Below are 13256 nucleotides of genomic sequence, written 5' to 3'. Positions count from 1 at the left end.
GAATACTTTTTCAACTCAGGCTTAGCCCACACTGTGTTCCAGGCTGATAGCTAATAATTTTTGTGCTTCGACGGCAAACTCCAGCGGCAATTCGGAGAACACATCTTTGCAAAAACCATTGACAATCATTGAGATGGCATCGTCTTCGCTAATCCCGCGCTGCAAGCAATAGAACAGTTGGTCATCGCCAATTTTTGAGGTTGTCGCTTCATGTTCCAATTGTGCCGTGTTGTTGCGCACCTCCACATACGGGAAGGTGTGCGCACCGGAATCCGGGCCAATTAGCATTGAGTCGCATTGGGTAAAATTGCGGGCGTTATCCGCGCCGGGCAGAATTTTCACCAGGCCACGATAGGTATTCTGGCTGTGTCCGGCCGAGATACCTTTGGCGATGATGGTTGATTTGGTGTTTTTACCAATATGAATCATCTTGGTGCCGGTATCCGCCTGCTGGTGGCCGTTGGTGAGCGCGACGGAGAAAAACTCACCAATGGAGTTATCACCCTGCAAAATCACACTGGGGTATTTCCAGGTAATCGCCGAACCAGTTTCTGACTGAGTCCACGACATTTTTGAACCGGCACCTTCGCACAAAGCACGCTTGGTCACAAAATTCAGGATACCGCCGGTGCTGTCTGCACCCGCAAACCAGTTCTGTACCGTGGAATATTTCACTTCAGCATTTTTATGCAAAATGACTTCAACAACGGCGGCGTGTAACTGATAGCTATCACGTACCGGCGCGGAGCATCCTTCGATATAACTGACATAACTGTCTTCGTCAGCAATCAGGATAGTGCGTTCAAACTGGCCGGTTTTAGCTGCATTAATACGGAAATAGGTGGATAACTCCATCGGGCAGCGCACCCCTTTGGGCACATAAACAAAGGTGCCATCAGACGCCACCGCCGCATTGAGCGCCGCAAAAAAGTTATCTTTGGCCGGTACGACCGATCCGAGGTACTTACGCACCAGATCAGGGTATTCCTGAATAGCCTCACCGAATGAGCAGAAAATAATCCCTTGCTCGGCCAGTTTTCCGCGATAGGTGGTGGCAACCGATACTGAGTCAAAAATAGCATCAACCGCTACCTCTGCGCCCTCTCGCACCGGAACGCCAAGTTGAGCAAAAGCTGATTCTACTTCTGCGGTGAGGTACTCATTCATCGCCTGCTCAGACAAATCGCGCGGAGCAGAACTGTCCGCAGACGATTGCTGCACCGCCCCCGGTTGTGAGTCACAACTGTCATCGCAACTGCCGCACGAGGGCGCTGAATAATAGCTATAGTCCTGATAATCCAGGCTCTTATAGTTTGCTTTCAGCCAATGGGGTTCTTCCATCTCCAGCCAACTGCGGTAGGCCCCAAGGCGAAAATCAAGCATCCACTCAGGCTCATTCCGCTTGGCAGAAATGGCGCGAATCACCTCTTCATTGAGGCCTTTTGCCAGTTCATCTGTCGCTAATTGGGTAAAAAATCCTTCTTTGTAGCGACCATCACTGACCCAAGCCTGCACATCATCTGGAACTTCTACATTGCTTCGTGTCATTTCGTTTACATCGCTCAAACGCCAAAACTCTCGCCACACCCGCAGGAATGCTGAGCTTTAGGATTATTAAATTTAAATATCTGGTTAAGCCCTTCGCGGACGTAATCCACCTCGGTGCCATCGATAAACGGCATCGCTTTCAATGGCACATAAAGTTTCGCGCTGCCATGTTCAAACACCAAGGCGTCACTGGCAGGCGCTTTCGCCATATCCATTACATAAGCAAAACCAGCACAACCCGACTGTTTAACGCCAAGCTGTAACCCTTTGACATCTGGGTTCTGTTGCATGAGCCGTGTAATTTGTGCGGCAGCACTGTCTGTAATCGTAACGCCCTGCCAGTCATTTTCGTCGAGGGAAAATGTTCCGACTGATTCCTGTTGCATATGCCCTACCTTAGATTTTTTATTACCCGTCATCTTTCAGGTTGCCGTTGTGTTGGCTACGTTCATCCGCCTGCCTGCATCTTGAAGTCTGTTGGGTAGATAAACATTTACTTTTCAGGTTTAAGATTCGCTAACTGATTATTCATGGTTGAATACAGATTATTTACAATGGTAGTGATAATAATTACCACTTCAACCGTTTGTTTTGCAGGGATATTCAGAAAAGGGCCGTTTTAACCTCGAATGAGGCGGCAACGAGTGATCATGCTGCGATGGCCAGCGAGGTTCAAAGGGAAAAAGCCCACTTTTATCACCATGAAATTAATGAAAAAAATTCGCGGCGATGTTCGAATCCCTTGCACTATCAGAGGCTAATTGCGGTTAGCTTCTGTGGTTTTAAAACATTCATAAAAAATACCTATTTGTTGATTAACTTTAGCTGAAAACCCTCGCTGGGGAAACCTATCATAGAGATTCACCGCACTTATCGGGTATAGCGTCTTACTTCGAACGGCATGGGCATTGGCGGCTTTCGCTTACCCGAATCACTTCGCAGGGTAAGCTCATTGGGCTTGTATAAATGCGGTTCAAACCGCTCTGCGAGCAATTGCCACCGTCGTGCAACTCAAATTATTGGGGGATAAGCAATGTGTCAGGCGCTGAATACCAAGGAGGGGTGATGAGAGGTTATATCGCCCTAAGCCAGCATCTGGCGCGGAGCGATATATCCGGTTGTGTTTTAAAGGTTATTATGTGGGTGATAGCACTGCGGTGGTTAAACGTGAGGTGCAGCACAGTTGGCCTTGCTCATCAAAAATATCAATCTGCCACACCTGATGACTGCGGCCCGCATGAATGGCACGGCAACAGCCACGGACGGTTCCTGAGCGAACGGCTTTAAGATGATTAGCATTGATTTCCAACCCAACCACCCGTTGCCCCTCCTCAGAACACAGATAACCGGCCATTGAACCCAGAGATTCCGCCAGCACCACTGAGGCTCCACCGTGCAGTAACCCAAAAGGCTGAGTAGTGCGGTGATCCACTGGCATGGTAGCTTCCAGTTCATCATCGCCCAACCGGGTTATCTCAATCCCTAAGTGGGCAACCATGCAGCCTTCACTCGTTTTGTTCAGTTCAGCCAGCGTTGTTTTGCGTTTCCAAAGCATTAAACTATCTCCAATTAAATCAGCTCCAGCAAAGCCTGTAATGGGTGTTTTAGGCTGTTACCTTCAATACGCTTAACCTGACTGCGGCAAGAGTATCCCGTCGCTAAACAACGTTTACCCGGCAGTTTTTGCAATGCCTGTTGCCAGGAGAGTGCATAGATACCGAGCGAATTGTCGATGTTCTTCACCTCATGGCCATACGTTCCCGCCATGCCGCAACACCCAACACTGACATTCTCCAGTTTGGCCCCATAGCGGGAGAATATCGACGCCCATTGTTGGCTGCTGGCCGGCAGCGCGGTGGTTTCGGTGCAATGGCCCAACAAATACCAGGATTCACCGCGCATTTGTTGCTCTGGCTGCTCAGCCAGTGCCACTTGTAGCCACTCATGCACCAGTTGTACGGTAAACTCACCGCGAGAACCGCCAAGAATCTCTTTATATTCATCACGATAGCAAAGCACCAATGCCGGATCGACCCCCACCATCGGCATCCCCAAAAGCGCAATACGATTAAGGAAATCAGCGGTTTTACGCGCTGTTTTGGCAAACCGTTGCAGGAAGCCTTTGATATGTTGTGCTTTGCCGTTAGGTGAGAATGGCAGCAATATCGGGTTGAAACCTAACTTCTCTACCAGCCGCACAAAATCAGCCACCACCTGAGCATCGTAGTAGCTGGTAAAAGGATCTTGTACGATCAGCACATGCTGACGGCGCTCGCGCTCGGTCAGTTTTTCCAACTGTTCGAGCGTCATGGTGCTGGCATAATGACCGGATAATGATTGCTTCAAGCTTGGGCTGGACAGCAGCGGTAAATCCACCATGCCGATACTTTTGCGGCTTAACGCGCCGACCCAAGGTTGCTTGAGGAAGAAGTTAAACACCTTAGGCGCTTTAGCCATCAACGGCGCATAGTCTTCCACACCGGCGACCACATAATCACGCAGCGGCCGGTGGTAACGGGTGTGATATAACTGAAGGAAACGGGCGCGGAACCCCGGCACATCAATTTTTATCGGGCATTGTGTCGAGCAGGCTTTACACGCCAGGCAACCTGACATCGCCTCTTTGACCTCATGCGAGAAATCATAGTCGCCCTGACTGGCGGCCCAGCTATTACGGGTCTTTTCGATAAGATTACGCAAGCTTGGCCGTTGGGCCACCAGCCCGTTCTCCAGAGCCACGGGGTCAACCCCTTGCTCGGATAGTAGCCGCAACCACTCCCGAACCAGCGTCGCCCGCCCTTTCGGTGAATGAATACGATCACCGGTTATCTTCATGGATGGACACATTGGGCTGTGCGCATCAAAATTAAAGCATAGCCCGTTGCCATTACACTCCGTCGCCCCACGGAATGAGGTTCTGACCGCCAGCGGGATACGGCGATCCAGCGTGCCGCGTTTATCCGCGCTGTCTACTTGCATCATGGGGGCATCGCTATTGAGCGGCGAACATATTTTCCCCGGATTCAGGCGGTTATCAGGATCGAAAGCCGATTTAATGCAACGTAATTCGTTGTAAAGCACCTCACCGAAGAACTCAGGACTGTATTGCGCGCGGAAGCCTTTACCGTGCTCTCCCCACAGCAATCCACCATATCGGGCGGTCAGTTGCACCACCTGATCGGAGATCTGCTTCATCAGCATTTCTTGTTGTGGACAGCACATATCCAGTGCCGGGCGCACATGCAACACCCCAGCATCAACATGGCCAAACATGCCATAACTCAGATTATGGCTATCCAGTAGCTGGCGGAACTCGACAATATAATCCGCTAAATGCTGTGGCGGGACACAAGTATCTTCGGCGAACGGAATGGGTTTGGCCTGCCCTTTGCTGTTACCCAACAGGCCAACCGCTTTTTTGCGCATCCCATAAATCCGCTCAATACCGGCTAAGTCACTGCAAATCTGATAGCCAATAACGCCGCCGTGTTGGCTCGATATCAGGTCATCTAGCCGCAGGCAGAGAGATTCCATCTGACTGTCGATAAGTGCTTTATCGTCACCGGCAAATTCAACAATATTCAGACCCAGCATCTCTTTATCTGGCACATCGGCAATCAGCTCGTTGACCGAATGCCAGACAATGTCTTCTTTGGCCAGATTGAGCACTTTGGAATCTACCGTTTCCACCGACAACGCCTTCGCTTCCACCATAAACGGCGCGTTACGCAAGGCAGAATCAAAGGAATCGTACTTCACATTCACCAACCGGCGCACTTTAGGCAGCGGTGTAATATCCAGCGTGGCTTCGGTAATAAAGGCCAGCGTTCCTTCTGCTCCGGTCAAAATACGCGTCAGGTCAAAGGTTTGTAAGTCGTCACTAAAAACATGGCGTAAGTCATAGCCGGTCAGGAAGCGGTTTAATTGCGGGAATTTTTCCAGAATCAGTGGTCGTTGGTCACGGCAACGGTTTAGCACCGTATGATAAATACGCCCGATAACCGAGTCTTCCTGCGCAATCGTTTCCGCTAATGGCGTCGGCATGGCGCGGGTATCGAGCATCTCACCGCCCAGCAAAATGGCACGCAAACCCAGCACATGATCGGAGGTTTTGCCATACACCAGTGATCCCTGACCAGAGGCATCAGTATTGATCATCCCGCCCAGTGTGGCGCGATTACTGGTCGAAAGCTCCGGCGAGAAGAAATAACCCAATGGCCGTAGGTACTGATTGAGCTGATCTTTAATCACCCCAGCCTCCACCCGCACCCAACCCTGCTGCGGGTTAATCTCCAGAATACGGTTCATATGGCGCGACATATCCACCACGATCCCGTGGTTCAAGGCTTGACCATTGGTGCCAGTCCCCCCACCGCGTGGCGTAAAGACCAACGATTTAAAATTTTCCTGCCCGGCCAGACGACCAATCAATGCGACATCCGCCGTCGAGCGCGGAAAAACCACGGCATCGGGCAGTAACTGATAAATACTGTTATCGGTCGCCATCGTCAGGCGATCGGCATAATTAGTGGCGCTATCGCCGGTAAACCCGTTTTGCTTCAAAGCGTCCAAAAAATCCAGCACCAACTGAACCACACCTGGCGCTTGGGAAATCTGTGGGATCATGAGTGTGACCCTATCAATATGTTTGTTGTTGTTCCATTGTGAGATTATCTGTTAGCAACAACCTTTGTCGAACCCTTTATGCCAATTAAAAACAATTTGTGCTAATTCAGAATGATAGGAAAGTGATGGCGTTCGAATAAGGCGAATTCAAACAATAATTCATTAAATATCAAAATATTATATTGTGTCAGTTGCCACTACAATAAACTGGGGGAAACGTAGCTCAGTACATTCGATGCACTCGGATTATTATTAACCCCACGCTATCGTAATGTTTTTTAAGTCATCTCGGCGTTAAAATCCGGAGATATCTGTTAAAACCGACAGAAATATACCATGATTAGTGCAGTTTCTTAGTGATAGACAATCGTGCAATGGCCACCTTGCCATAACTTGTGAAGTGAGAAAATATCGATGAATTACCCGCAACAACGTCGTACAGACCTGCCCAAACTGATGTTTGGCGTGATATTCATTATGATAATGATTGTCTCCAGTTTTTGGGTGGTACAGCCTTTTATTATGGGTTTTGCCTGGGCTGGCATGGTGGTTATTGCCACCTGGCCGTTGCTGATCAGATTTGAAAAGCTCCTGTGGGGCAAACGTTGGTTGGCGGCAATTGTCATGACAATGCTGCTGATCTTGTTATTCGTCATCCCGATAGCCCTGCTGGTTAGCAGTTTGGTTGAAAACAGTGGCCCGGTTATCGCGTGGGCCTCCAGCCCCTCAAAACTGCACTTCCCGGAGATGAATTGGTTACAATCCATTCCGATGATAGGCAGCAAACTTTACAGCAGTTGGCATACGCTGGTTGCCGGTGGCGGCAACGCGCTATTGGCAAAAGTCCAACCTTATGTCGGTGCGACAGCCACCTGGTTGGTCGCTCAAGCCGCGCATGTGGGCTACTTCGTGATTCATCTGGCTCTGATGGTACTGTTTAGTACTCTGCTCTATTTTCATGGTGAGCAGGTGGGCCTCGGCATTCGCCATTTCGCAGTACGCGCCGCAGATAAACGTGGTGACGCGGTAGTGGTTCTGGCAGCAAAAGCTATCCGTGCCGTGGCATTGGGTGTTGTCGTGACCGCATTAGTCCAGGCCGTATTGGGTGGGATTGGCCTTGCCATCGCCGGTATTCAATATGCGACCTTGTTGACGGTACTGATGTTTATCTGCTGTGTTGCTCAACTCGGGCCACTGTTGATATTGGTGCCAGCGGTTATCTGGCTGTACTGGACTGGCGACACCACCTGGGGCACTGTGCTGCTGGTTTGGAGTTGTATTGTCGGAACGATGGACAACGTGTTGCGGCCATATTTGATCCGTATGGAAGCTGATATGCCCATGATCCTAATCCTTTCCGGGGTGATCGGCGGTCTGCTGTCATTCGGCATGATTGGCCTGTTTATTGGCCCGGTGGTACTGGCTATTTCCTATCGCCTGACCTCTGCCTGGGTTAACGAAGCCCCCGAACCGGAAGAAAGCATCAAAGACGTCGCCAGACATTTGGATGAGCTTTAACTTCTGGCAATATTTTCACCCTAAATAATTCGAGTTGCAGGAAAGGTGGCAATTGAGCCACCCCCAGTCACTGGCATAAAGTCAGTGACTGGGGTAAACGAAAGCAACTAATGTACCTGCGGCTTGGAGTATGACCGATATGGTCATTATGCTACCGCATCTCGCTTATTCAGCCGGATTACCTATTATATATTAGCAACCATCCCTTAAATTCGTGAAGTTCTATTCTTAACCTCCAATGTCGTTCGATATTAAATAATGATTAGCATTAATAACGTAAGGTTATTAATGCTAATCACAAGCTTATTTTAATTATTTCTATTCAGATGATTCTTAATGACTAACTTACAGAATTTAATTAAGATTATTATTAAGAATCATTTCCCTCAAGCTATTTAAATAGCTCATTTGACAGTGACTTATTTAAATAGCAGTAATCGAATATATGTATTGCTGTGTGTAGTCTTTGCCTGTCACTTAAGACGGGCTTTTTTTTTACTCTACTTTTTTGTACTTGACGTTGCAGGGATTAACTGCACTCGTTACTCGCCATCCCAGGCTCACGCCACTGTCACGCGAATAGCTTTACCATAATATTGTTATTAGCAAAAAATCCGCAACCGCAGTTGCGGATAATTAATACGCCTGATGCTTTATCAATGCTTGCTATGTTGCGCCAAACTCAGCCAGGTTTGCACCACGGTATCCGGGTTGAGAGATAAACTGTCTATCCCCTGTTCCATTAACCACAAGGCAAAATCTTCATGGTCAGATGGCCCCTGACCACAAATGCCAACATATTTACCCTGACGTTTAGCTGCCTGAATTGCCATTGATAACAATGCCTTAACTGCCTCATTGCGTTCATCAAACAATTCTGACACCACACCAGAGTCCCTGTCCAGCCCCAGCGTAAGCTGAGTCATATCATTGGAACCAATAGAGAACCCATCAAAATGCTCAAGGAACTGATCAGCCAGCAGCGCATTGGAAGGGATTTCGCACATCATAATGATCTTCAGACCATTTTCGCCACGTTTTAGCCCCTGCCGGGCAAGTTCAGCGACCACCGCCTCTGCCTGAGCAACGGTACGGACAAAAGGCACCATGACCTCGACGTTGGTCAACCCCATGACATTGCGCACCCGTTTCATCGCCTCACACTCCAGTGCAAAACAATCACGGAAGCTGTCTGCAACATAACGTCCGGCACCACGGAAGCCCAACATCGGGTTTTCCTCATGGGGTTCATATTTTTCGCCCCCCACCAGATTGGCATACTCATTAGATTTAAAATCAGACAAACGCACAATCACCCGTTTAGGCCAGAATGCCGCGCCTAAGGTAGAAATCCCTTCGGTCAGGCGACCAACATAGAACTCGACCGGGTCGTCATAGCCGTTCATCAGCGCCTTAATTTCAGCCTGAATCTCCGCAGACTGTTGATCAAACTCCAACAACGCTTTTGGATGGACACCTATCATGCGGTTAATAATAAATTCCAACCGCGCCAGACCAACCCCCTCATTTGGCAAGCGGGCGAAGTCAAAAGCCCGATCGGGGTTACCAACATTCATCATGATTTTCAACGGTAAATCAGGCAGTTCAGTCACCTGCGAACTTTGAATCGAGAAGTCCAGCAGCTCATGATAGACATAACCGGTATCCCCTTCAGCGCAAGAAACCGTCACATTCTGGCCTTCATGCAAAAGATCGGTGGCATTGCCGCATCCCACCACCGCCGGAATCCCCAACTCGCGTGCGATAATTGCGGCATGGCAGGTACGCCCGCCGCGGTTGGTCACAATGGCTGATGCTTTTTTCATGATCGGCTCCCAATCAGGGTCAGTCATGTCTGTTACCAGAACATCACCGGCCTGAATGCGATCCATCTCGCTGATATCATGAATAATCTTGACCGGCCCAGCACCAATGCGATGCCCAATAGCACGACCTTCCACCAGCACATTACTCTGGTTATTCAATAGGTAGCGCTCCATCACTTGCTCATTGGAACGCACCGTTTCCGGCCGGGCTTGCACGATAAACAGCTTGCCGGTATGGCCGTCTTTGGCCCACTCGATATCCATCGGGCGGCCATAGTGCTCTTCAATCAATAATGCCTGATGGGCCAATGCCTCAACTTCATCGTCGCTAAGAGCGAAACGATTGCGTTGTACTTCTGGCACATCTTCAATTTGAACCTGTTTGCCATGTTCCTGGCTGTCGGCGTAAACCATACGGATCTTCTTCGATCCCATATTGCGGCGCACAATGGCAGGTTTACCATTACGCAACGTCGGTTTATGCACATAAAACTCATCTGGGTTAACCGCGCCCTGCACCACCATTTCACCCAAACCGTGGGCTGCGGTGATAAACACCACCTGATCAAAACCCGATTCAGTATCAATGGTAAACATCACCCCTGATGATGCAAGGTCTGAGCGCACCATCCGTTGCACACCGGCCGACAACGCCACACCGCGATGGTCATAGCCCTGATGTACGCGATAAGAGATGGCGCGATCGTTAAACAAAGAGGCAAAAACATGTTTGATGGCGACCATTACCGCCTCAATACCCTGTACGTTAAGGAAAGTTTCTTGCTGACCCGCAAAGGAGGCGTCCGGCATATCCTCAGCCGTGGCGGAAGAACGCACAGCAAAGGAAGCCTCAGGCTCGCCATCCGCTAACTGCTTATAAGCCTCGTGAATTGATTGTTCAAACACGGGGTGGAACGGCGTCTCAATAACCCATTGGCGGATCTGCGCGCCCGCTTTGGTCAATGCTGTAATATCATCAACATTGGTGTTATCCAGTAGTTGATAGATACGTTGGTTAACACCACTTTGCTCCAGAAAATCATTAAACGCCTGAGCTGTGGTCGCAAAGCCATTGGGGACCGAAACACCCAATTCTGAAAGATTGGTTATCATTTCACCCAGAGAGGCATTCTTGCCGCCTACCCTTTCAACATCCTGCATCCCGAGCTGGTTGTACCAAAGCACGTTACACAGATTTAGGCCATTGTTGGACATCGAAACAATCCTTTTTACATTATCTATAAGTTACAGACAGTCTGTAGGGTACGGACAGAGGTTAGGGTGGCTGACAAGCCAGCCATACGCATTTAAGAGACTAGCACAATGATCCATAGCACATGGACAGGTGAATCGATCAAGCCAACAAGAAAAGTGTTTTTCGGCTGATTCTGACCGCAAACACTTTACCCATAAAATCAATAAGGCACACTGAAGGGCGAAAATGTCCCTATTATTGTCAAAGCGATTTATTGGCAAAGCAACGTACTCACCAAACATAGCGGGTGATAACGATTCGCCTACAACGTATTCAGGAGTCAGCGTGGAAAGAAGTGTATTTTATATTTCAGATGGTACGGCGATCACCGCAGAAGTGCTTGGCCACGCCGTGTTGTCCCAATTCCCGGTGAAGGCAACCACCTTTACGCTGCCATTTGTTGAAAGTGCCGCGCGTGCGCAAGAAGTTTGTGAGAAAATCAACCAGATATATCAAGATACCGGCGTCAGGCCACTGGTATTCTATTCAATAATCAGTGTCGAAGTGCGGGAGATAATTCAGCGTAGCGACGGATTCTGTCAAGATATTGTGCAGGCGCTAGTTGCCCCGCTTCAAGGGGAGTTGGGTGTAGCACCTCAACCGATACTCAATAGAACCCACGGCTTAACGGAAAGTAATCTGGGTAAATACGATGCGCGCATCGCAGCTATCGACTACGCCCTGGCTCATGATGACGGTATTTCTCTACGCAATCTGGATCAAGCGCAGGTGATTCTGCTGGGTGTCTCCCGCTGTGGTAAAACGCCAACCAGCCTCTACCTGGCGATGCAATTTGGCATTCGCGCGGCAAACTACCCGTTTATCGCCGATGATATGGACAATTTGCAGCTTCCTGCGGCGCTGAAACCCTTTCAGCATAAACTTTTTGGGTTAACCATTAATCCTGAACGGCTCGCCGCTATTCGTGAGGAGCGGCGTGAAAACAGCCGTTATGCCTCTTTACGTCAATGCCGGATGGAGGTCGGTGAAGTTGAAGCATTATTCCGTAAAAATCAGATTCGCTATTTGAATTCTACCAACTACTCGGTCGAGGAGATTTCAACAAAAATTTTGGATATTTTAGGCATGAGCCGCCGGATGTTTTAATCATCCCCTTGGTCGTTGAAGCCTCAGGGTCGTTCGCTTACTGCCTACAACGCCAATTGCTTTGGGTATAAATATTCACTATGTAAATAATTTACAGTTTATTTTATCTAAATTTGTATGAATCTCGGCAATGGCGGTTGAATTCATATCATTTTGGTTTATTGTGAACGCCATCACTTCCCGGTATTCCTGCCGCAGAGAAGAACAGATTTAGAGAATTTTCATGCACAAAACAGATGAACTGCGGACAGCGCGCATCGATAGCTTAATCACGCCACAACAACTGGCCGATAAGTTACCTATTTCTGACGCTGTAGCTGATAACGTGACAGCGTCACGCAAACGTATCGAAAAAATAGTGACAGGCGAAGACCCACGCCTGCTGGTTATCGTAGGCCCCTGCTCCATTCATGACCTGGATGCTGCCATTGATTATGCCACCCGGCTTAATGTGCTACGCGAGCGTTATCAAGACAGCCTCGAAATTGTGATGCGCACCTACTTTGAGAAACCGCGCACGGTTGTTGGTTGGAAAGGACTTATCTCTGATCCCGCACTGGATGGCTCGTGTCAGGTCAATCTGGGCATTGAATTGGCGCGAAAATTGCTGTTGGCCGTCAATGAGATAGGCTTACCGACGGCGACCGAGTTTCTCGATATGGTCACCGGCCAGTATATTGCCGACCTAATCAGTTGGGGTGCCATTGGCGCTCGCACCACTGAAAGTCAGATTCACCGCGAAATGGCCTCAGCGCTCTCCTGCCCGGTTGGTTTCAAAAATGGTACCGACGGTAACACCCGGATTGCCATCGATGCTATCCGTGCCGCCCAAGCCAGCCACATGTTTTTATCTCCGGATAAAACCGGTCAGATGACGATTTACCAAACCAGCGGTAACCCCTATGGCCACATTATTATGCGCGGTGGGAAGATGCCTAATTATGGCGCATCCGATATTGCCGCTGCATGTGACAGCTTGCGAGAGTTTGATTTACCGGAACATCTGGTGGTGGATTTCAGCCACGGCAATTGCCAGAAAATGCACCGCCGCCAGTTAGAAGTTGCCGCTGACATTGGCCAGCAGATTCGTGCAGGCTCAACCGCCATTGTAGGGGTGATGGCTGAAAGCTTCCTGATTGAAGGCACGCAAAAGATTATTGCCGGACAACCGCTAACTTATGGGCAATCTATTACCGACCCATGCCTGAATTGGGCGGACACCGAGCAATTATTGAGCTTACTGGCTGATGCGGTCAGTAGCCGATTTTAACCACAAGGCCGTGGATAGAATAGGGTTAATCGCATGGGTTAACTCTTTCTATCACCAAATCAAATACGTCAAACCCATTCCATTGAGTCCCCCCCAACCCCCTACC

Annotated in this window: 8 protein-coding genes and 1 other RNA gene; 4 read left to right on the top strand and 5 right to left on the bottom strand. The window is 49.2% G+C overall.

All coding sequences use genetic code 11. The features are described 5' to 3' along the window. Nucleotides 1–21: 21 nt before the first annotated feature. The 4 genes from sufB to ydiJ form a co-directional block, all read right to left on the bottom strand. A complete protein-coding gene (gene sufB / locus AT01_RS01360) occupies nt 22–1548 on the bottom strand; it encodes a Fe-S cluster assembly protein SufB (RefSeq protein ID WP_042545774.1) in 1527 nt (508 codons plus the stop codon). A gap of 14 nt (nt 1549–1562) precedes the next feature. Continuing rightward, the gene (gene sufA / locus AT01_RS01355; RefSeq protein ID WP_004700269.1) at nt 1563–1934 is read right to left on the bottom strand and encodes a Fe-S cluster assembly scaffold SufA; all 372 of its coding nucleotides are present in this window, start codon (nt 1932–1934) and stop codon (nt 1563–1565) included. A 749-nt stretch (nt 1935–2683) separates the two neighbouring features. Continuing rightward, the gene (locus AT01_RS01350) at nt 2684–3103 is read right to left on the bottom strand and encodes a hotdog fold thioesterase (protein ID WP_004700271.1); all 420 of its coding nucleotides are present in this window, start codon (nt 3101–3103) and stop codon (nt 2684–2686) included. 14 nt (nt 3104–3117) lie between these two features. Beyond that, complete coding sequence (gene ydiJ, locus AT01_RS01345) at nt 3118–6174, bottom strand: D-2-hydroxyglutarate dehydrogenase YdiJ (protein ID WP_042545773.1); 3057 nt, start codon at nt 6172–6174, stop codon at nt 3118–3120. A gap of 414 nt (nt 6175–6588) precedes the next feature. Here ydiJ and ydiK point away from each other — a divergent pair, with 414 nt between their 5' ends. Together ydiK and rprA are read left to right on the top strand one after the other, a co-directional pair. Next, nucleotides 6589–7692, top strand: a complete 1104-nt coding sequence (ydiK, locus tag AT01_RS01340; protein ID WP_004700273.1) for an AI-2E family transporter YdiK — start codon at nt 6589–6591, stop codon at nt 7690–7692. Between the two features lie 388 nt (nt 7693–8080). Then, nucleotides 8081–8190: antisense sRNA RprA (rprA, locus tag AT01_RS20390), an RNA gene on the top strand. 158 nt (nt 8191–8348) lie between these two features. On the opposite strand, the gene ppsA is transcribed toward rprA, so the two are convergent. Continuing rightward, on the bottom strand, nt 8349–10733 hold the full coding sequence (ppsA, locus tag AT01_RS01335) for a phosphoenolpyruvate synthase (protein WP_042545772.1): 2385 nt from the start codon (nt 10731–10733) through the stop codon (nt 8349–8351). 325 nt (nt 10734–11058) lie between these two features. Between ppsA and ppsR the strand changes: the two genes are divergently transcribed. After that, nucleotides 11059–11880 (top strand): posphoenolpyruvate synthetase regulatory kinase/phosphorylase PpsR, encoded by an 822-nt coding sequence (gene ppsR / locus AT01_RS01330; RefSeq protein WP_004700277.1) that lies wholly within the window; start codon nt 11059–11061, stop codon nt 11878–11880. A 223-nt stretch (nt 11881–12103) separates the two neighbouring features. Next, nucleotides 12104–13150 carry a 3-deoxy-7-phosphoheptulonate synthase gene (locus tag AT01_RS01325; protein ID WP_004700279.1) on the top strand — a complete coding sequence of 349 codons (1047 nt, stop codon included), beginning with the start codon at nt 12104–12106 and terminating at the stop codon, nt 13148–13150. Nucleotides 13151–13256 lie beyond the last annotated feature (106 nt).

The organism is Yersinia aldovae 670-83 (assembly GCF_000834395.1).
Classification (GTDB): Bacteria; Pseudomonadota; Gammaproteobacteria; order Enterobacterales; family Enterobacteriaceae; genus Yersinia; species Yersinia aldovae.
The sequence above is the reverse complement of the archived record's forward strand: the minus strand, read 5'-3'. Positions and strand labels throughout refer to the sequence as shown.